Source organism: Pontibacter ramchanderi, assembly GCF_002846395.1.
In the GTDB taxonomy this organism is placed as follows: domain Bacteria; phylum Bacteroidota; class Bacteroidia; order Cytophagales; family Hymenobacteraceae; genus Pontibacter; species Pontibacter ramchanderi.
In genome coordinates, this window is sequence record NZ_PJMU01000001.1 from 128581 (window position 1) to 148466 (window position 19886).

Below are 19886 nucleotides of genomic sequence, written 5' to 3' on the forward strand. Positions count from 1 at the left end.
ATGAAGCGAACCTTTGCAGGTATGCAGGACCATACCTTGGTGGCCGTGTTGCTTCTTGTGCTGTTACTGGCCTTGCTCTACAACCTGGGAGGCTGGGGCGTCATCGAAACGAGCGAAGCCCGCTATGCCGAGATCAGTCGCGAAATGCTGGTGCGCGGCGAATGGCTGCACCCGCGTCTGCTCGGCATTCAGCACTTCCACAAGCCACCTGTCACCTACCTGATCTCGGCGGCAGGCATGGGCCTGTTCGGGGTGAATGCGTTTGGCGTGCGTTTTTTTCTGCAGTTCTCCCTGCTGGCACAAGCCCTGCTGGTCTACCTGATCGCCAACGAATTATTTCAATCGCGCAGGATCGCCTTAACCGCCCTTGTCATTTATGTCACCATTCCGGCCGTGCTCATCGCTGCCCGTAACCTGACCACCGATTCCTTTCTGGCGACATTTGAGTTACTGGCCATCTGGGCCTGGCTTAGGTATAAACCTGTCAAAAAAGTAGGCTGGCTATACCTGTTTTATCTAGCCCTGGCGCTAGCCTTTCTCACCAAAGGGCCGGTGGGGCTGATTTTCCCGGTGCTTGTCGCGATAGGGTATAGGCTGCCTCATGCTACCGGCAAGGCCAGCGTTTCGCACCACTTCATCGCCTTCCTGCTGTTTTTGTTGTTGAGCGCATCCTGGTACGTGTACCTCATGTGGCAGGACCGGCAATTTGTCGACTACTTTTTCCTGAACCACATCGTGAAGCGCTATACCAGTCCCGAAACCTTCAGCCGTTCCGAGCCCTGGTGGTTTTACATCGCCTATATTCCGCTCCTGAGTTTGCCCTGGTCAGCCATGCTCTTGCTATACCTGCGTAAACTCCGCCTGCTTTCAGTAAATCATAAGCGCTTGTTTTTTCTCTGGCTGCTGGTGCCTTTGCTTTTTTTCTCTTTCTCCAGTTCTAAGCTTATCCTGTATGTGCTGCCCATGCTCGCAGGTATAGCCTTGCTGGTTTCCTGGCTGTTGCACCAGCTGTCTCTCAAAGAGCTTCGCATAATCTCCATTTTCACTTTCGTATACCTGGGGTTGTTGGGGCTCGGGTTACTGTTGCTGCGCTGGCTGCCTACTGATTTAAGCGTCCCGTTGCCGCTGGTTGGCGTTGCAGCGCTGATGCTGGTGGTGCTATACCTGATCTGGCGTTTTGCAAACCCGGGGGTAGGGCAGGTGACGGGTGCAGCACTTGCCTTCACACTGCTCCTCTTGCCCTTTTCGACGCATTTATTGGGGGCTAACGGCGAGCAAATAAAATCCAGTAAAGAACTGGCCGACCTGATCAGGGAAAAAGGCCTGCAGGGCAGAACCATTGTTGTGTATGATCGCTTGCTTCCTTCGCTGGCCTTTGAGTTGAACAAGGATATCGTTTCGATTAGCGATGAGCACCACAGCCTTATCCGCGAAACACAGTTCGAGCAAAATGAAGCATGGCGCAACTACCTGCTCCGCCTTCAGGATAAACAGGATTCGGTCAGGATTCAGAATTTGCTCCAGCATCATGCGGTGCTGGTTTCCAAGAAAGCCCTTCCTATAAAAAGGAATTGGCTGAGCACGCCGTTTACCCAAAAAAAGCAGGTAGGAGTGTGGATCGTCTATTACTGAACTAGCCGGTTGAAGTGAACTTACGAACGGCTCAGTTATTTTCAGGTATAGGGCACCAAGGCTTTCAGGCAGGTTTCGCGGCCCAGTTCGATCTGGCTTTTGGCTTTGTAAAACTCGAAGGTAGAGCAGGAGTTCCGGGGTATTTCCACCAGTACTTCGGGCGGGTACGTCTGCAGCATCAGGCTTGTCAGGCGGTCCTGCGTCATGTTGTAGGTCAGAAGCAGCAGTTCCCGGAGCGAGTAATCGGTGAGCGGGGATGCATGACCCGAAACACTTTCGCCATCCTGCCCGGTCAGATGCAGCCATTTCAGGAGGGCCGACACTGCTTCCGGGCTTTCATTCACCTTTTGTACCATTTTTTCCTCTGTGGCTGGTCCGTTCAGGTTAACCGCCACCACCAGTTCATCTGGTTTTTTGCGCACCAGGTCTAGCGGAAGCGGGTTGAGCACGCCGCCATCTACCAGAAACTGGCCGTTTTCGAGCACGGGCGTGAACACACCAGGTATAGCAATGGAGGCACGGAGGGCTTTGTAGAGATCGCCGGAGGTATAAGTGACTGCTTCGTTGCGGAGCATGTCGGTGGCAACGGCCGTAAAAGGCACTTTCAGGTTTTCGATTTCCTGGTCGCCGGTTACCTCCCGCAGAAAGTTAAACACTCTTTCTCCCTTGATAAATCCCTGGCGCGTAAAGGTAAAGTCGAGTAGGTTGAAGACCATGTTTCTGGTCAGGGTGAGCATCCACTCTTTGTAGGCCTGGTTGTAGCCGGCTGCAAAGAGCCCGCCCACCACCGCGCCCATGGAGCAGCCCGCCACGCTAACGATCTCAAAGCCATTTTCTTCGAGCACCTCAATTACGCCAATATGAGCCAAACCGCGCGCGCCGCCGCTTCCCAGCACCAGGTGTACCTTCTTTTTATTCATGCCAGACCAAGTTAAGCTTTTTCGCACAACATCTCATGACAGGCGGTCAACTAAAGCTTCCCAGCGGTTTAGAGTCACTCTATACCTATGCTTGGCGTGCATTCCGTTCGATTAGAATGAAGTATCACTATATATTCTGGTATAATTACTCAACCCGTGCAGTCAATTTTCGTTTAGCCCTCTGAACCATCCTAATTAAAGCCTGGCTGGGCGCTTACATTCGACTCTTTTAGTATTGTATGAATAAGATTTACTCTTTCGTCTATAGAGAACAAACCAGACTGACCATTTTTTTAGTACTCTTTTTAGTCTCCGCACTCACAGGCAGCACAAGCACAGCCGCTTCCAACGCTTTCTTTGCCACTGCGCCAGTTGGGGTTAAGGCGCAACCCTCGCTGGTCGGGGCCATCACCCTGCAATGGAATACCGTGACAGGCGCCACTCAATACGTGGTGGAACAGTCGCTTTCGGCCAACTCCGGATACGAAGTGCTTGCTACCGTGCCCGTGGTGAGCGGCAAAACGATCTACACCTACCGCCACACCGGCCTGGGCTATGGCGAGCGTTATTTTTACAGGGTGAAGGCCGTTACCGGTTCCGGCGATTCGCCCTGGAGCAGTACGGTGAGTGCAACCACTCACGCGCAGAATAAGACGTTTAACATCATGCCTCTTGGCGACTCCAATACACACGGCACCCGCTTCAGCGACACCCGGCCCGATGCCCAGCGCATAGCCTACCGCAAGCAATTGTACGATCTGCTGATGGGGGCCAGCGCCCGTTTCACTTACGTGGGCAGTGAGCGCTCGGGCAGTGCTTTTCTGACCAACGACCAGCATGCTGGTTTCTCTGGTTCGCGCACCGGCGATATTGTGAGCCTGCTCCGAACCGGCAGTTACCGCAACCAGGCAAACGAATTGGTCACATCTGGGGCCTCCGGCCTTTATCTGGATCGCTTCAACCCGGATGTGGTGCTGCTGCACCTGGGTACAAATGGTGGGCAGTATGGTGTTTCGGACGACGATCAGACCATTTCGGAAATGGGCGCCATACTGGATGAAGTGGATGCCTACGAAGCCCGTGCGAACAAGGAGGTAACTATCGTACTGGCCCTGATCATCAACCGGGTTCGCCAGGAAAATGACCCCGCGGCAGTTGAATATACCTCCCGCTTCAATGCAAAGGTGGCCGCCATGGCCGAGAACCGCATCCGCGCCAAAAGCGACCGCCTGCTTGTAGTGGACATGGAACGCGATGCTGGGCTCATATACCGTTTGGCCAATGAGGGAGGCGACATGGACGACAGCCTGCACCCCTCGCCATCGGGTTACCAGAAAATGGCCAACCAGTGGTTTAAAGTGCTGCAGCCGCTGCTAAAACCTGCCACGGCCAGCACCAGCGCTCCCGAAACCACCATCACCCAAAAACCGGCAGAGATATCAAAAGAGAAATCACCTACTTTTGAATTTACCAGTAACAAAAGCCCGGTATACTTTGAGGCAAGCCTGAATGACGCTGCATATGAAGTTGTCAGCAGTCCCTATACCTTGAGCAACATGCCTGATGGGCGCTATACCTTGTCAGTGCGAGCAGTAGATGCGGCCGGTAGAAAAGACGCCACGCCAGCCACCCATACCTGGACTATCATCACGGAGCCACCCACACCGCCAACTTTCACTGCCCTTACCGAAGACCGAGGGCCGGTGAACAACGACCGGATCACGTCCGATAACACCATTCGCTTGTCAGGGAAGGCGCAGAATGGGGTAGAAGTGACGGTGAGCGAGGCTGAACGCGGCGAGTTGGGAAAAGTGAAAGCTAACGACAGCGGCGACTGGACTTTTAGCTACGAAGGGACGGCCCTGCCGGCTGGCGTTTATAGTTTCACTGCCATCGCCACGGACGTAGCGGGCACTGCGAGCAAGGTAAGCAATGCCTTTGTTGTTACCATTGACCTGACGCGCCCGGAGGTAGCCATCAGCACCGAAAGCAAAGCCCCAGTGAAAGAGGCTTTTCAGGTGCAATTTAAGTTTACGGAAGAAGTCTACGGCCTTACGGCCGGCGATATCGCGGTTACGGGTGCCACGCTGAGCGACCTGAAGGAAGTCAGTAAGTCGACTTACACGGCTACCCTCACGCCACCCGCCAACGCGCAGGGCAATATGGCCATCAGTCTGGCTGCCGACAAAACCACCGACCTGGCCGGGAACCCGAATACCGCCTCCAACAAACTGGAACTCGCCTATGACCTGAAGCGTCCGAAAGTTGTGCTCAGCTCCGAAGCACCGCAGTTGGTAAAAGCCCCATTTACCGTGAAATTTACCTTTGACGAAGCCGTAACCGGTTTCGCTGCAGCCGATATAACGGTTAAGAATGGCACGGCTGGAAATCTACAGTCCGAAAGTGCCACGGTGTATACCGCCGTTATTAGCCCCAGTGCCGACGGAGAGGTGGTTGTCAGCCTAGCTGAGAACAAAGCAAATGATGCGGCTGGCAATGGAAACGAGGCCGCAGCTGAACTGAAGCGACTGTATGATGTGGCGCCCCCCACCGTCACGCTGGCCACGTCGGCAGGCGACCTGACCAATGCCGCTATACCTGTCACCGTTACTTTCAGTGAGCCTGTCACCGGCTTGGCGCTCAATTCATTTACCGTAACCAATGGCAAACTCAGCAACCTGCAGAAGACCGGGGATGTCAGTTATACCTTGGTGCTCACCCCCGAAAAAGACGGGGAGGTAACTTTGCAACTGACCGCTGCCAAGGTAGAGGACCAGGCGGGTAACGGCAACACCGCCTCTAACATGCTGAAGCGCCAGTTCGATGCCACAGCCCCATCCGTCGTCCTGAGTACAGAGGCCCCGGATCTCACCAACGAACCTTTTTCAGTGCGCTTCCAATTCAGTGAGGCAGTAGCGGGTTTTGCGGCAGAGGATGTTACCGTGACCAATGGCACGGCGAGCGGATTTACAAAGACCGGCGATATGATTTATAGCGCCCAGATCAGGCCATCAGCCGATGGTGAGGTAAGGGTGCTGGTGGCGGCAGGCAAAGCCCATGACGCGGCCGGAAACCCCAATACCGCTTCCAATACCCTGCGCATCGGCTATGACGGAACAGCTCCTTCGGGGTACGCCGTGGCTTTCGGGACAGATAAAGTGGACCACAGCAACCAGAAGCAGGTCTCATTCAGCGTGAAGGGAGCGGAGCAGGGCGCTACCTATTTCTATACCATGGGCAGCGACAAGGGCGGCTCCAGCCTGACAGGAACCGCCACTGCCACCACTACTTCTTTTACGGTAGAAAACCTGGATCTCAGCGGATTGCATGACGGTACCCTGACGCTCACCTTTTACCAGGTGGATGCCGCCGGAAATCGGGGAGCAGATGCCAGGGCGCAGGTTGTGAAAATGACCAAAAATATTGCGGCCGTCAACAACCTGGAGGCGATCAGTGTGCCTTTCCGCACCGGTTTCGAAAACCTGCCACTGCCCACACAGGTAGGCGTGCGCTATACGAACGGCGAAGAAGAGAACCTGGATATAAAGTGGCAGCAAGGCAACTACAACAGTCTGGAGGCAGGTGCCTATACCTTGAAAGGAGAGCTGGTGCTTAGCCCGAACGCAACTAACCAGGACAACCGCCTGGCAACCATCACGGTCACCGTACGGCCGAATCAACCGCCGACGGCCATTGCCAGCAGCCAGAACTCCTTTAAACCCAATGCGGCTCCACAGGAGGTATTACTCACTTTCAGCACCACCGACCCGGACGACGAAACCCATACCTACACCCTGGTGAACGGGCAAGGTGCCGAGCACAACGACTACTTCGAGTTGAGAGACAACAAGCTATACCTGAAGTCAACCAATGCGTTGTCGGGCATCCGCAACTTCCAGATCCGGGTGCGTACTACCGATCCCTACCAGAACAGTTTTGAACAGACCTTCACCCTCAACAAAGCGGTATACCAGCCGGCCAACCCGATCAAACTGGTCAATGCCTTCTCGCCGGACGGTGACGGCGTGAACGATACCTGGACCGTGCCGGAGTTACGCTACTATGACGAGGTGAGTATCCAGGTGTTCGATCGCGGGGGCAGAAGACTGTTCTATACCACTAATCCGGAGCAGGGCTGGGATGGTCGTAGTCAGGACGGGCAGATCAAGGAGGGCTCTTATTTCTACATCATCGAGGTAAAGGACATTGACCTGGTGCAGAAAGGCGTGTTAACCGTACTTAAGTAAGCTTACATGAACAGATTATATATAACCGCATTCTTATTATTGACCATAACGGGGCTGCAGGCGCAGAACCGCAAGTTCATCAGTAATTTTTCAGCCTACCAGCACTACTACAACCCCGCGCTGACCGGCAATGAGGGCACGATGCTCAAAACATATTACCGCAACCAGTGGACGGGTTTTGAAGATGCGCCCAAAACGCTTTTCTTCTCTGGCGAGCTGGACCTGGCGGACTTGCGCAGCACCACCGACCGCACGCGCCACTACCAGTTCCGCGACACACGCAGCAACTACACAGGCGCCCGCCACGCCTTTGGCCTGATCGCTTTCCAGGAGCGCTTTGGTCCTACGAGAGAAACGCAGGTGGGCTTGAACTATGGCACGGGCGTCAGGCTTTCGCAGTCACTCAGTCTGCGGTTTGGCACCTCGCTCACTTATAACAATTTCCGGCTCGACGGCAGCAGCTTAGTGGTGGACAACACCGGCGACCCGCGCTTTCAGCATGTGATGAATAACCAGAATAGCATGGGCAAGTTCGATTTCAACCTTGGTTTTGCGCTTGCCTCTGCCAACTATTACCTGGGTTACGCCATGCAGGACATCACGGCGGGCCATTTTTTGAAGAGCGGCGATAGCTTTATGAAGGATGTGTACACGCGCAAGCACATTGCGCAGGCTGGTTTCCGAACTGACTTTGATAATCGGTATGGATTGATCGTGAACGGGCTCTACCATTACGACGAACAGCTGAAGGGTACCGTGGAGGGGCAGGCAAAAGTGGTATACGACGGGCTGTTATGGGCAGGAGCGGGTTACCGCAACGATCGGGCCTTTCATGTGGCCGCAGGCCTGCACTACCGCCAGCTCCGCATCAACTACGCCTACGAGAGTCCCATCAAAGAGGCCCGCTCCATTAGCCGGTCTACCAACGAGATCGGGCTCGCTTATACCTTGCGCCCACTGGGCACTGACCGAGCGGGTAGCACCGGGCTTCTTTTCTGGTAGCCTTTACCCGATATGAGAGACCGTTCCGATCGGGATGAACAATTCGAAAGCAGACCCCTGGCCAGGCGTACTCTTAATTTGCATGGTACCATGAAGGCTCTTGAGCAATTGGCGCACCAGTTGCAACCCCATTCCGTAGCCGGCTTCGCCCAGTGTGCCGGAGGTGCTCGGCGCCTGCCCCAAAACCATGGCATCCACCTGCTCCTGACTCAGGCCTATACCTGTGTCCTGCACCACGATGCGCAGCACACGGTTGTTTTGCGACAGCGTCAGGTCCAGGTGCACGGTAACTTCGCCTAAGGGAGGCGTGAACTTCAGCGCATTGGAAACCAGGTTGACGACAATCTGCATCAGCTTGGTTTTCGTGAAGGTGATGTCACCCAGCTTTTCATTGATGTGCACGGTAAAGCCAATGGCTTTTTCGGATGCCTGCGGCTGAAACAGCTGCTCCAGCGCTTCTTTGAACGCCGATAGCGTAATGCCGTTCTGGATGGTTGACTGGTTGGTGGCTTGTTGAGTGGGACGAAGGATCTCGTCAGCCAGGGCCAGCAGCGAAGTGGCGCTTTTGTGTACCATCTGGCTTATTTTGAGGATTTCCTCAGATCCACTTTTGCCTTCTTTTTGTATTAACCGCTGCGCTAAGCCCATAATGCCGCCAATTGGTCCGCGCACATCGTGGGCCACGCGCTTGTTCATTGCTCTGGCCTCGGTCAGTTCGCTCCGCAACTGGCGCACCTCCTTTAGCAACACCAGCCGCTGTACAACCTCATGGGCCAGTGCCTTCAGCAACTCCACCTGTTCTTCTGAAAGCGTTACCTCGTCGGTGTCCATTACGCAGAGCGCACCAATGTTGTGGCCCTCCGGCGTACGTAGCGGTACCCCGAAATAATAGCGCAGCATGGGCCCGTCTTTAATGCCGGATAAATCCTTGAAGCGTTCATCTTCCTGCAGGTTTTTCACCTCTAAATGATCTGGCTCCAGAATCGTGTACTGGCAAACAGTATTTTCGCGGGGGCACTGCTCTGTCGGGAATCCATGGCTTGCCACCGTCCACTGCGTGTAGAGGTCGATCAAGTTGATCAGGGAGATTTGGGTACCTGTAACGCGGGCGGCTAAGGCGGTAAGTGTCTTAAACTCCTTTTCCAGGGCACTATAATCCAGGTCGAAAGACATCAGGTCGAGAACCCGTGCATTTTCGTTTCCCGAATAGGGCGCTTGCTGTGGAAGGGGTTGGTGCATGGAGGCAGTAGACATGGATGCTATCGTTTAAACAAGTTGGTAGGGGGCAGAAGTTGCATGGGCCGCTTTGATCGGCGCAGGTTGGCGAAGTTGGTGCACGGCCAGCACGGCCAGGGAGAACAAGGCAACTGCCACCAGCTGGTGCAGCACGCCCAGGCTAACAGGCACTACGAGCAGCAGGGTGATAATACCCAGCACAACTTGCCCTATACCTGTGAGCAGCAGCAGATTGGTAAGCTGCCTGGCGCCGCGATGCGTGGATCGCTGCCTAACCTTATACCACAGCGCCACAATGCCGGCAAGGGCCACCAAGGCAAACCAACGATGCAGAAACTGAACCGCCACGCCATTTTTGAAATAACCGAAGACCGGAACACCTTGCAGCGTCTCCGGAAAGAATTCTCCCTGCATCAGCGGCCAGGTATTGTAAGAGAAACCTGACTTCAGGCCAGCCACAAAAGCCCCCAGCACGATCTGCACCAGCACTGCGCCCAGAACCAGCCACGACAAGGTATAGGCTGGCCGTTTTGTTGGGGCTTTGCCATGTGCTGGAGTCATCAGGTCGGCTACCGTCCAGAGGATAACACCCACCAGGAACAGGGCCAGCGAGAGGTGCGCGGCCAGGCGGTAGTGGCTCACGTGCGGCATTTCGCTGAGGCCGCTCATCACCATCACCCAGCCCATCAGGCCTTGCGCCATACCTAGCAGCAGGATAAAAATTAGCCGCTTCACCAGCCAGGGCGCCAGCATTTTGCGGTACAGGAAGTAAAGGAAGGGTACAATGAAAACCACACCAATGATGCGACCCAGCAGGCGGTGCAGGTACTCCCACATAAAGATCTGCTTGAAACCCGAGAGCGTCATGCCGAAATTGAGCTTCTGGTACTCCGGAAACTGCTTGTATTTGTCGAACATTACCAGCCACTCGCTTTCAGAAAGCGGGGGCAGCGTTCCCGAAATCAAATTCCACTCGGTAATGGAAAGGCCGGAGCCGGTGAGGCGGGTGATGCCGCCAATAATAACCATGGCCACCACCAGCACAATACCGCTGATGAGCCAGATGATAACAGGTAGAGATGCAGGCTGTTGTCGCATAACATGGAAAAGCACAAATATCCATGTTTTTAGCCTGCTACAAGATGATAATTGTCACCTTTTTAAAATAAACACCTACGTATTTCGCACTGTGTTTAATATTTCGGTGGGGGAGCTCTTGGGTGATATGGAATCGAAATCGCCCCGTAATGCCTTCAGGGCATAGCGTTCCTCATCTATTTCGCGACGACTGCGGATGCCGAGCGCCCGCATGATGGGCAGGGGAGGGCACCAGCCCTGCAGCCCGTGCTGCAGCAGGAACATGCTCACGATGCCCGGCAAAATAAACCAGCGCTTGTTCACAAAAGCGCCCAGCAAGGTGCCAGACAGGGCAAGGGTAGAGGCGTTTACTTCCAGTGTGCGCTCAATGCTCCATTCCTGGTCGAGTTCGCGGATGCGCTCGGATATCTCCTCGTAGCTTCGTCCTTTGTAGCGGGCAATGCTGTGGCGGATGGAGTTGTCGATCTGCTCGTTTATTGAATCAGCAGTGCTCTCGCGCACGCGTCCCTGTTCTTCCTGTTCTGTTGTTGTCATCTGTGTGTTGCCGTAGTTATCTTACTATAGTGCTATACGTCGTTGCATGAATACTTAGTTGTGCCTTAGGGGAATCATGTCGCGGGGAAGGTGCGTTTTAGCGTAAATCGGCGGCCTTTCGTCGTTTTTCGTAAGCTTTTATGGAAAATCTGTAAACACCTCTCGCTTTTACTGACTACTTTTGCGAAAGAAATCTTATCTTCGTCTGAACGGACGTACCTGAACATGAGCCTGATTCGCACCATACTGACCCTGACACTGGCCCTGCTGGTTGTTTTCTCCTCGGTGGGGATGACGATCACGCGCCATCTGTGCGCGGGTGAGCTGATGGCCACGTCCTTCTTCACGCACAGCGCCGCCTGTGAGATGGAGAAACAGCGCGAAAGCCTGCCTGACTGCCACAAACCTGCTGCGGAAGACGATTGCTGCCAGGACCAGACCGTGGTGCTGGAGGTAGAGGACGAGCAGCAAGTCAGCCCGACATTCAAGCTCTCCGTTCCGGACATGACCTTTATCGCGGCCTTCGCTACGGTATGGTCAGTGCTTTTCGAACGCTACGAGCCGGCCCATACCTTCGTACCGGACTACGGACCGCCTTTGCTTTCCCAGGACATCCCTGTGCTCGTGCAATCCTTTCTTCTATAAACCTGCTCTTTCGATGATGCCCGGCCTTTCAGGTCAGGTATAGCTATTGGTATTTCCTTCCGCGAAAATGCCATTTCATTTTGCATTCAATCGAAAAGAGCATGTTAAACAGCATAATCAAATTCTTTCTGGAACAGAAGCTGGTCACCGTCCTGCTACTGCTCCTTATTGTGGGCTGGGGTATTATCACAGCGCCTTTCAACTGGAACGTAAGCTTCCTACCCCGCGACCCCGTGCCCGTCGATGCCATCCCTGACATCGGCGAAAACCAACAGATCATTTTTACCGAATGGATGGGCCGCTCTCCGCAAGACGTAGAGGATCAGATCACCTATCCGTTGACAACCTCCCTTCTAGGTATGCCGGGGGTGAAGACCATTCGTTCTACCTCCATGTTCGGCTTCTCAAGCATCTACGTCATTTTTGAAGATGACGTGGAGTACTACTGGAGCCGTTCCCGCATCCTTGAAAAACTCAACTCGCTGCCCGCAGACCTACTGCCCGCTGAGACCACGCCCAAGCTGGGGCCGGATGCCACGGCCTTGGGTCAGGTATACTGGTATACCCTGGAGGGGCGCGACGAAGAAGGCAAGCCGGCCGGTGGCTGGGATATGCACGAGCTGCGCAGCATCCAGGACTTTTATGTGAAGTATGCCCTGGCCGGTGCCCAGGGTGTGGCCGAAGTAGCCTCGGTGGGCGGTTATATAAAAGAGTACCAGGTAGACCTCGACCCGGTGGCCATGAAAGCCAACAATGTGTCGATGATGGAAGTGATGAGCGCCCTTCAAAACAGCAACCAGGAGGTGGGCGCCAGCACCGTGGAGATCAACCAGATTGAGTACCTGGTGCGCGGGCTGGGTTATGTGAAAGAGATAGGTGACATCGAGAATGCCACCGTGCGCGTGGCCAACAACGTACCCATCCGCATCCGCGACATCGGGCGGGTGAACATCGGCCCTGCCGACCGCTCCATGTTGGGCGTACTCGACAAGAGCGGCGCCGAGGCGGTGGGCGGTGTTGTAATTGCTAGGTATGGCGACAACCCGCTGGCCGTGATCAACAACGTCAAAGAAAAGCTCGATGAGATCGCCGCCGGCCTGCCATCCAAAAAACTCGCCGACGGACGCACTTCGAAAGTGACGATCGTGCCGTTCTATGACCGCACGCAGCTGATCAACGAGACACTGGGCACGCTCAACTCAGCCATCATCCTGCAAATCCTGATCACCGTGATCGTGATCATCGTGATGGTATACAACCTGCGGGCTTCCCTGCTGATCTCGGCGCTGTTGCCGCTGGCTGTGCTGATGACCTTTATTTTGATGAAATACTTTGGGGTGGACGCCAACATTGTGGCGCTCTCAGGTATAGCCATCGCCATCGGCACCATGGTCGACCTGGGTATTATCCTCAACGAGAACATCCTGCGGCACATGGAAGAGGCGCCGCCAGGACAATCGCTACTCAAGACTGTGTACAACGCCACCACAGAGGTGGCCACTGCTATTCTCACGGCCGTTTCGACCACTATCATTTCGTTTATGCCGGTGTTCACACTGGAGGCGGCTGAGGGCAAACTATTTGGTCCGCTGGCCTATACCAAGACTTTTGCCCTGGTGGCCTCGTTGATCTTCACCATTTTGATCATGCCGGCCTTTGCGCACAGCATATTCGGTTTAAGGTCGCGCAATGTAGCCTGGAGTAAAATCCTGAACTGGGGCCTCGTTGTGCTGGGGATTGTAGCGCTATTCATCCTGCCTTTGGCGGGTATAACCCTGATCCTGATAGCGGCGAACAACCTGCTCAATTACTACCAGCCGGAGCGGTTCGGCCGATATCACAGCCTGGTTATGGTAGGTATAGCGGTGCTGGCGGTGTCGTGGCTGTTGGCTACGGAGTGGGTGCCATTGGGCGTCTCCGTTAGCTACTTCGTCAACTTTATCTTCATCCTGTTGATCATCGGCCTGGTGCTGGGCTTTTTCTCGTTCTTCATTCGGGTTTATCCGCGCGTGCTGGCCTGGTGTCTCGCTAACAAAGGCACTTTCCTGCTTATTCCGGCTTTTATTATGCTCCTGGGCCTTAACATCTGGATTGGCTTTAACGGGGTGTTCGGCTGGGTGGCAACCGGTTTCGACAAAGTGGGGGTGAATGTACGCACATCCGCGCCCTGGAGCAGCATGGTGCATACCTTTCCGGGTATGGGCAAGGAGTTCATGCCCTCGCTTGACGAGGGGGCTTTTTTGCTCATGCCGACTTCGATGCCACACACCGGCGTGGAGGCCAACAAACGCTACCTGCAACAACTCGACATGCTCATTACCGCCATACCTGAGGTGGAGATGGTGGTAGGCAAAGCCGGTCGTGCCGAAACCGCGCTGGACCCGGCCCCGATGTCGATGTACGAGAACGTGATCCAGTACAAGTCCGAGTACATCACCGACGCCAACGGGTACAAGGTCCGCTTTAGAGTAGACGACGAGGGCAACTTCGTTCGCGACGCAAAAGGCAACCTGATCGAAGACGACCGGGGCGAGTACTTCCGCCAGTGGCGCGACCATATTCGCACGCCAGATGATATCTGGAACGAAATTGTGGCGGTTGCCGAACTGCCGGGCGTTACTTCCGCGCCAAAGCTGCAACCGATCGAAACCCGACTGGTGATGCTGCAGACCGGTATGCGCGCGCCGATGGGCGTGAAGGTATACGGCCCGGACTTGCAGACCATCGAGGACTTCAGCATGCAGATGGAACGTCTGCTCAAAGAAGTACCCTCTGTGAAGCCGGAAGCAGTGTACGCAGACCGCTCTCTGGGCAAGCCGTACATGGAAATAGACCTGGACCGCCGCGCCATGGGCCGCTATGGGCTGAATGTGGCCGATGTGCAGGAGTACATTGAGGTGGCGATGGGTGGTATGGCCCTGACCACGACCGTGGAGGGCCGTGAACGCTATTCCATCCGGGCACGCTACGCCCGCGAGTACCGCAACGATCCGGAGTCCGTGAGTCGCATTATGATCGCCAACCCGCAGGGAGGCCAGATTCCGCTCGCGGCCATTGCCAAAGTCGAGTTCCGGCCAGGCCCGATGATGATCCGCGGAGAGGATTCCTTCCTGACCGGCTACGTATTGCTGGATAAGCGGGAAGGCTTTGCCGAGGTAACCGTAGTGGAGGACGCGCAGCGCTACCTGCAGGAGAAGATCGCTTCGGGGGAGCTGGTGGTGCCGGCAGGGGTGAGCTACAAGTTTTCGGGCAATTACGAGAACCAGGTGCGTGCCGAGGAGAGGCTGGCCTTTATCGTACCGCTCAGTTTGCTCATCATATTCCTGATCCTCTATTTCCAGTTCCGCTCCGTGAGCACCACGCTCTTTATTTTCACAGCTATTGCCATGGCTTTTGCCGGCGGTTTTATGATGCTGTGGCTCTATAGCCAGGACTGGTTCATGAACTTTTCCTTCGGCGAAACCAACATGCGGGAGCTCTTCCAGATGCGTACCTTCAACCTGAGTGTGGCCGTGTGGGTAGGCTTTATTGCGCTTTTCGGTATAGCCACCGACGATGGCGTGGTGATGGGTACTTACCTCAAGCAAAGCTTTGACAAAAGCACGCCCCAAACCAGAGGCGAGGTGCGCCAGGCGGTGATGGAGGCAGGTATACGGCGCGTGCGTCCTTGCCTCATGACCACGGCCACTACATTGCTGGCGCTCCTGCCGGTGCTCACCTCATCAGGGCGCGGCTCTGATATCATGATCCCGATGGCGATCCCTTCGTTCGGGGGTATGTTCGTTGCCCTGATCACCTTGTTTATCGTGCCGGTGCTCTATAGCTGGCGCGAAGAACTTAAAATCAAAAAAGAAACCGTATGAAAAAGATACTGGCATTAATTTTCGTGCTGCTGGGGGCCTTGCCCCTGGTGCAGGCGCAAACGCTGGAAGAGTACCTGATCGAAGCCGGTGAAAACAGCCCGTCGCTGAAGGCACGCTACGCCGAGTACCAGGCGGCGCTGCAGCGGGCGCCGCAGGTGGGTGCACTGCCTGATCCGGAGGCTTCCTTTAACTTCTTTTTGCAACCGATGGAACGCTACATGGGCAACCAGGTTGGCGATATGTCGGTGATGCAGATGTTTCCGTGGTTCGGCTCCAACCAGGCCGCCAGAGATGAGGCCAACTACATGGCGCAAATGAAATTCGCTTCTTTCATCGAGGCGAAAATTAACCTGTACCATGAGGTGCGCACGGTTTGGTATCAACTCTACCTCAACGACCAGGAGTCGATCCTGATGGAGAAGGAGCTCGAGATTATGAAAACCCTGGAGCGATTGGCACTGGCTAAATATACAGCTGCTCCGGCCGGGGGCGGTGCTGGTACAACCACGCCTGCCCGAAGCACAACGAGCAGCTCTGCAAGTGTGGCGGGGGGTGCCGGTAGCGGAGGCTCAGGTATGGCAGGTATGGGAGGCGCTGGCAGCAGTGCCTCAGGCAGTTCCGGCAGTGGAGCTAGTATGGCCTCCGGCGGCATGTCGGCGATGGGAAGTTCCGGCGGCTCCTCCATGGTGGATGTCATGCTGGTTCGCCTGCAGTTGAAGGAGCTGGAAAACCAGGTGCTCATTCACCACGAGGCGCGACGGCCTTTGCAGGTTCGGTTTAACCAGCTGCTGCGCCGCCGACCCAGTATGACGGTTGTCTCAGCCGACACGCTGCTGCCTGTGCCCTTGCCCGCCACGCTCTCCCTCATAGAAGACTCCATCAAGAGTAACCACCCGATGCTTAAGATGTACGAATGGGACGAAAAAGCCCGGGAGTCGCAGTTGCGGATGGCCCAGCTGATGGGGCGGCCGATGTTTGGCGTTGGGCTGAACTACATGATCTTTAAGCCCAGGCCAGAAGATGGGATGCAGATGGGCGGCGAGAACATGGTGATGCCCATGGTAACCCTGAGTTTGCCGATCTACCGTAAGAAATACAATGCGGCAAAGAAAGAAGCGGAATACGCGCAACAGGCGGCCACCTACCAGAAAGAAGCAACCGAGCGGGAGCTATTCACGGAACTGGAGAACCTGTTGTACCAATACCAGAGCGCGGTGAGCCGGCTGAAATTACTCAAAGACCAGACTGCCCTGACTGAGCAGACCATCCGACTGCTCACGACCAACTACTCGGTGACAGGCACAGGTATAGACGAGATCATTCGTCAGCGCCAGTCCCTGCTCAGCTACCGCCAACAGCAATTGCAGGCCATCACAGACCAGAACATGGCTGTCTCGGCCATCAACCGCATGATGCAGGGAGATAATTAGGGACACAAGTCACGGGATAAACACTTGTTACTGTAGAAATAACTCAGAATTCAAAAAAATGACAACCAGAAATAAAAGAATTGGAACCTACCTGCTTGTAGCCCTGGGCGGATTGCTGCTGGGCTGGCTGCTGTTTGGCGGCAGAGGCTCAGAACAAGGGCACGATCATGCCGGCGAGGTGGCTGGAGCCACAGCGTATACCTGCTCCATGCACCCCCAGATCAGGCAGGACGGCCCCGGCAAATGCCCACTTTGCGGTATGGACCTTATACCTGTGAGCAACGGCGGAGGCAGTGGTAAGACCAGCCGCTATGTGCTGGAGATGACGCCAGAGGCCATTGCACTTTCCAATATCCAGACGACAAAACTGGAAATGGTGAATCCGGAAAATGAGCTGACGCTCTCGGGCCGCGTGACACTCAACGAACAGAAGGTCTCTTCCATCACGGCTAAGTTTCCGGGGCGCATCGAGCGGCTGTACGTGAACTTTACAGGGCAGGAGGTGCGCCGAGGCGAACGGTTGGCATCGCTCTATTCCCCTGAGTTGATCACGGCGCAGCGTGAATTGCAGGAGGCTGCGCGCGCCAGGGACCTGATGCCGGAACTCTACGAAGCGGCCCGCGCCAAGCTTAAACTTTGGAAATTGTCCGACGCCCAGATCAAGCGCATTGAGAATGCGTCAGAGATCATAACCAACTTCGATATTTACTCCGATGCGGCTGGCGTAGTAACAGAGCGCCTGGTGAATACAGGCGACTATGTATCCACTGGTTCGGCCTTGTTCGAAGTCGCTAATTTGTCATCGGTTTGGGTGGTGCTGGATGCCTACGAGGCCGATCTGTCGTGGATAAAGCAAGGGGGCAACATCACCTTCACGGTGCCAGGTATACCGGGCAAAGAGTTTACAGCTAAAGTTGCTTTCATTACCCCGGTGCTCGATGCCACTACTCGTGCCATAGAGGTGCGGGCAGAGGTTCAGAACCCGGGCAACCAATTAAAGCCGGGTATGTTTGCCGATGCCCGCATCAAGACCTCGACAGGAGCCAAGGGGCAGTCGCTGTCGGTGCCAGGCAGCGCCGTGCTTTGGACTGGCAAACGTTCAGTGGTGTATGTGAAGGTGAACGGAGAGGAGATGCCGGCATTTGAAATGCGTGAAGTGGTTTTGGGACCACGGACAGGCGACCGCTACGTGGTAGAGTCTGGCTTGCAGCCAGGCGAAGAAGTCGTGACAAACGGGGTGTTTGCCGTAGACGGCGCTGCCCAGCTTCGTGGCAACTACAGCATGATGTCTCCTCCGCCGGTGGGAGGCCCCAAGGCGCCTGAGGCTTTCCAGAAGCAGCTAACGGAACTTGTGGACCAATACTATACCTTGAAAAATGCGCTTGTGGCGTCTGATGTACCCGCTGCCAGACAGGCAGCGGGTAATTTCGCCATGCAACTCGGTGCCGTGGATATGAAGGAGCTGGATGGTAAGCTGCATGACCAGTGGATGGCACTTCTGCCCACGCTGAAATCCAATGCTGAGGCCATTCAGAAAAGCCGCGATCTGGAGAAGCAGCGAGCCGCTTTCTCGCCCCTGTCAGATCACGTGATCGAAGCTGTGAAGGTATTTGGGATACAGCATGAAGTAGCCTATATCCAGTCCTGCCCGATGGCGTTGGGCGATAAAGGGGCCTTTTGGCTGAGCGAGCTGAAAGACATCCGCAATCCATATTTCGGTGAAGCAATGTTGGCTTGTGGTGAGACGGAAGAAACTTTTAGAAGAGGGCAGGGCAGTAGCGCCGCGACTTCGGAGCAACCTGCCGCCAAGCCCCAGGGACACCAGCATTAGTTTTTTCGATTAGGTTCATCCACAGACCGCCAGTGCACTTTTGTGTTACTGGCGGTTTTGTTTAATGTCGGTTATAACGAGTCAAATTGGTTTTTCAGGTAGTGGTTTAGTTTTGGTTAATAGTGTAGCTGGTGTAGAGGTTGTCTTTGCAGGTATGGTAGGGCCTCTGGCCTAGCGGAGGTATACTTAGCGTTGCTTCTGTTTTCTATACCTTAAACTGTATTGTTTTATAGCTTCGCCTGTGCGGCGGGCACCTTCTTTTTGTCTTGACACAAATCGAGGGCCCCTACCCCCAGTAGGCAAAAAAATCAAGACCCTCCAAATCGAGGGCCCCTACCCCCACTCGCTGAACGCTTTTGACAGGGGGACCCCTTCACCCCCAACAGTGGAGTGTCGTTTAGTGCACCTGGCTGAGGTGATCTGTTTCATTGCCAGCGGGGCAAGTTAGTCTTTCGATGCGTGCCCGTGGTGTGACGCACCCTAAATGACTTATACCTGAAACTGGTAATGCCTCAAATTCCCCTCTTGAGAGGGGCGGGGGTGTGTTGAATTAGTTGGAGACTAAACCCCAAAAACTACGGAGCTATACCTGTAGAGTAAGCATCAGCAGAAATGTCCCCCTTGGGGGAAGGGGGACCTTGACAAAGAAGGGGGCAGGGGGATGTTAATCATATACATAATTACTGTAACTATAGGAATAGAATTCCCCTTCTCAGTCTCCAATGAATTTGTGTTAAGTGATTGAGGTTTTTACTCATTGAATACCGTTGCCCACTGTCGCCAAATTCATTTTTCTCATACCTTAACTATACCTGATCTCCCTCACCTCAACCTCTTCTTCGTTACGGCCTAGTTTCAAGTGAAGCTTTTCGCCGACTTTTGCGCCGTTTACGGCCTGGGCAATGGGAGCGACAAAGGCGATCAGGCCCTGCATCACATCGGCTTCGTCCACGCCCACGATGGTGAACTTTCGGATGGTGCCAGGCTTACCGCCGCTAACGGTACGTAGCTTCACGGTGGCACCAAAACGGACTTCGTCGGGGCTTTGCTCTTGCGGATCGATGACGCGGGCGCTGGCGATGCGGGTGTTTAGGGCACTGAGCTTGCCATTGAGGATGGTGAGCTGGCGGGTTCGGTCGGCTTCGTTTTCGCGGTTAGCTTCTACGGCGCTTCGCTCAGCTTCCAGTTCTTCCAGTTCGGTGCGTAGCTTTTCCAATCCCTGCGGACGAACATAGTTGGGTATACCTGCAGGCAGGGCCGCTCGGGGCGGAATGATGGGCGCTTCGCCTGCGTCGTCTTCTTTAACAAATGCTCTGCTCATGACCCTGTATACAGCAAGGGAGTGCCAGATGTTTCCGGCACTCCCTTTTCCGTTGGTCAGGTATAAACTTCAGCAGTATACCTTTAAAATATCTATATAGAAAGTCCTTTGTCCATTATCTGAAAAC

At 54.8% G+C, this 19886-nt stretch carries 12 protein-coding genes; 7 read left to right on the forward strand and 5 right to left on the reverse strand.

Annotated elements, in window-relative coordinates:
• Entirely contained in the window at nt 1-1632 is a 1632-nt protein-coding gene (locus BD749_RS00575) for a phospholipid carrier-dependent glycosyltransferase (protein ID WP_101442444.1), read from the forward strand.
• A 41-nt stretch (nt 1633-1673) separates the two neighbouring features.
• Here BD749_RS00575 and BD749_RS00580 read toward each other — a convergent pair whose 3' ends face one another.
• Entirely contained in the window at nt 1674-2552 is an 879-nt protein-coding gene (locus BD749_RS00580; protein WP_101442445.1) for a patatin-like phospholipase family protein, read from the reverse strand.
• A gap of 239 nt (nt 2553-2791) precedes the next feature.
• Between BD749_RS00580 and BD749_RS00585 the strand changes: the two genes are divergently transcribed.
• Nucleotides 2792-6799, forward strand: a complete 4008-nt coding sequence (locus BD749_RS00585; RefSeq protein WP_101442446.1) for an Ig-like domain-containing protein — start codon at nt 2792-2794, stop codon at nt 6797-6799.
• 6 nt (nt 6800-6805) lie between these two features.
• Entirely contained in the window at nt 6806-7801 is a 996-nt protein-coding gene (locus BD749_RS00590) for a PorP/SprF family type IX secretion system membrane protein (protein WP_101442447.1), read from the forward strand.
• A gap of 3 nt (nt 7802-7804) precedes the next feature.
• On the opposite strand, the gene BD749_RS00595 is transcribed toward BD749_RS00590, so the two are convergent.
• The 3 genes from BD749_RS00595 to BD749_RS00605 all read right to left on the reverse strand — a co-directional run bounded on the left by BD749_RS00595 (nt 7805) and on the right by BD749_RS00605 (nt 10669).
• Entirely contained in the window at nt 7805-9055 is a 1251-nt protein-coding gene (locus BD749_RS00595) for a GAF domain-containing sensor histidine kinase (RefSeq protein WP_101442448.1), read from the reverse strand.
• A gap of 12 nt (nt 9056-9067) precedes the next feature.
• Nucleotides 9068-10135, reverse strand: a complete 1068-nt coding sequence (locus tag BD749_RS00600) for a COX15/CtaA family protein (RefSeq protein ID WP_101442449.1) — start codon at nt 10133-10135, stop codon at nt 9068-9070.
• A gap of 75 nt (nt 10136-10210) precedes the next feature.
• The gene (locus BD749_RS00605; RefSeq protein ID WP_101442450.1) at nt 10211-10669 is read right to left on the reverse strand and encodes a DUF2892 domain-containing protein; all 459 of its coding nucleotides are present in this window, start codon (nt 10667-10669) and stop codon (nt 10211-10213) included.
• Between the two features lie 225 nt (nt 10670-10894).
• Between BD749_RS00605 and BD749_RS00610 the strand changes: the two genes are divergently transcribed.
• The 4 genes from BD749_RS00610 to BD749_RS00625 all read left to right on the forward strand — a co-directional run bounded on the left by BD749_RS00610 (nt 10895) and on the right by BD749_RS00625 (nt 18438).
• Nucleotides 10895-11314 carry an HYC_CC_PP family protein gene (locus tag BD749_RS00610; protein ID WP_101442451.1) on the forward strand — a complete coding sequence of 140 codons (420 nt, stop codon included), beginning with the start codon at nt 10895-10897 and terminating at the stop codon, nt 11312-11314.
• Between the two features lie 101 nt (nt 11315-11415).
• Nucleotides 11416-15177, forward strand: coding sequence for an efflux RND transporter permease subunit (locus BD749_RS00615; RefSeq protein ID WP_101442452.1), 3762 nt, complete (start codon nt 11416-11418; stop codon nt 15175-15177).
• Complete coding sequence (locus BD749_RS00620) at nt 15174-16607, forward strand: TolC family protein (RefSeq protein ID WP_101442453.1); 1434 nt, start codon at nt 15174-15176, stop codon at nt 16605-16607. The genes BD749_RS00615 and BD749_RS00620 overlap by 4 nt, the downstream gene beginning before the upstream one ends.
• Before the next feature lie 58 nt (nt 16608-16665).
• Nucleotides 16666-18438, forward strand: coding sequence for an efflux RND transporter periplasmic adaptor subunit (locus BD749_RS00625; protein ID WP_101442454.1), 1773 nt, complete (start codon nt 16666-16668; stop codon nt 18436-18438).
• 802 nt (nt 18439-19240) lie between these two features.
• Here BD749_RS00625 and BD749_RS00630 read toward each other — a convergent pair.
• Entirely contained in the window at nt 19241-19759 is a 519-nt protein-coding gene (locus tag BD749_RS00630) for a GreA/GreB family elongation factor (RefSeq protein WP_101442455.1), read from the reverse strand.
• Nucleotides 19760-19886: the final 127 nt, after the last annotated feature.

Coding starts and splice junctions, on each gene's coding strand:
- BD749_RS00575 (WP_101442444.1), top strand. CDS start 1: ATGAAGCGAACCTTTGCAGGTATGCAGGACCATACCTTGGTGGCCGTG.
- BD749_RS00580 (WP_101442445.1), bottom strand. CDS start 2,552: ATGAATAAAAAGAAGGTACACCTGGTGCTGGGAAGCGGCGGCGCGCGC.
- BD749_RS00585 (WP_101442446.1), top strand. CDS start 2,792: ATGAATAAGATTTACTCTTTCGTCTATAGAGAACAAACCAGACTGACC.
- BD749_RS00590 (WP_101442447.1), top strand. CDS start 6,806: ATGAACAGATTATATATAACCGCATTCTTATTATTGACCATAACGGGG.
- BD749_RS00595 (WP_101442448.1), bottom strand. CDS start 9,055: ATGTCTACTGCCTCCATGCACCAACCCCTTCCACAGCAAGCGCCCTAT.
- BD749_RS00600 (WP_101442449.1), bottom strand. CDS start 10,135: ATGCGACAACAGCCTGCATCTCTACCTGTTATCATCTGGCTCATCAGC.
- BD749_RS00605 (WP_101442450.1), bottom strand. CDS start 10,669: ATGACAACAACAGAACAGGAAGAACAGGGACGCGTGCGCGAGAGCACT.
- BD749_RS00610 (WP_101442451.1), top strand. CDS start 10,895: ATGAGCCTGATTCGCACCATACTGACCCTGACACTGGCCCTGCTGGTT.
- BD749_RS00615 (WP_101442452.1), top strand. CDS start 11,416: ATGTTAAACAGCATAATCAAATTCTTTCTGGAACAGAAGCTGGTCACC.
- BD749_RS00620 (WP_101442453.1), top strand. CDS start 15,174: ATGAAAAAGATACTGGCATTAATTTTCGTGCTGCTGGGGGCCTTGCCC.
- BD749_RS00625 (WP_101442454.1), top strand. CDS start 16,666: ATGACAACCAGAAATAAAAGAATTGGAACCTACCTGCTTGTAGCCCTG.
- BD749_RS00630 (WP_101442455.1), bottom strand. CDS start 19,759: ATGAGCAGAGCATTTGTTAAAGAAGACGACGCAGGCGAAGCGCCCATC.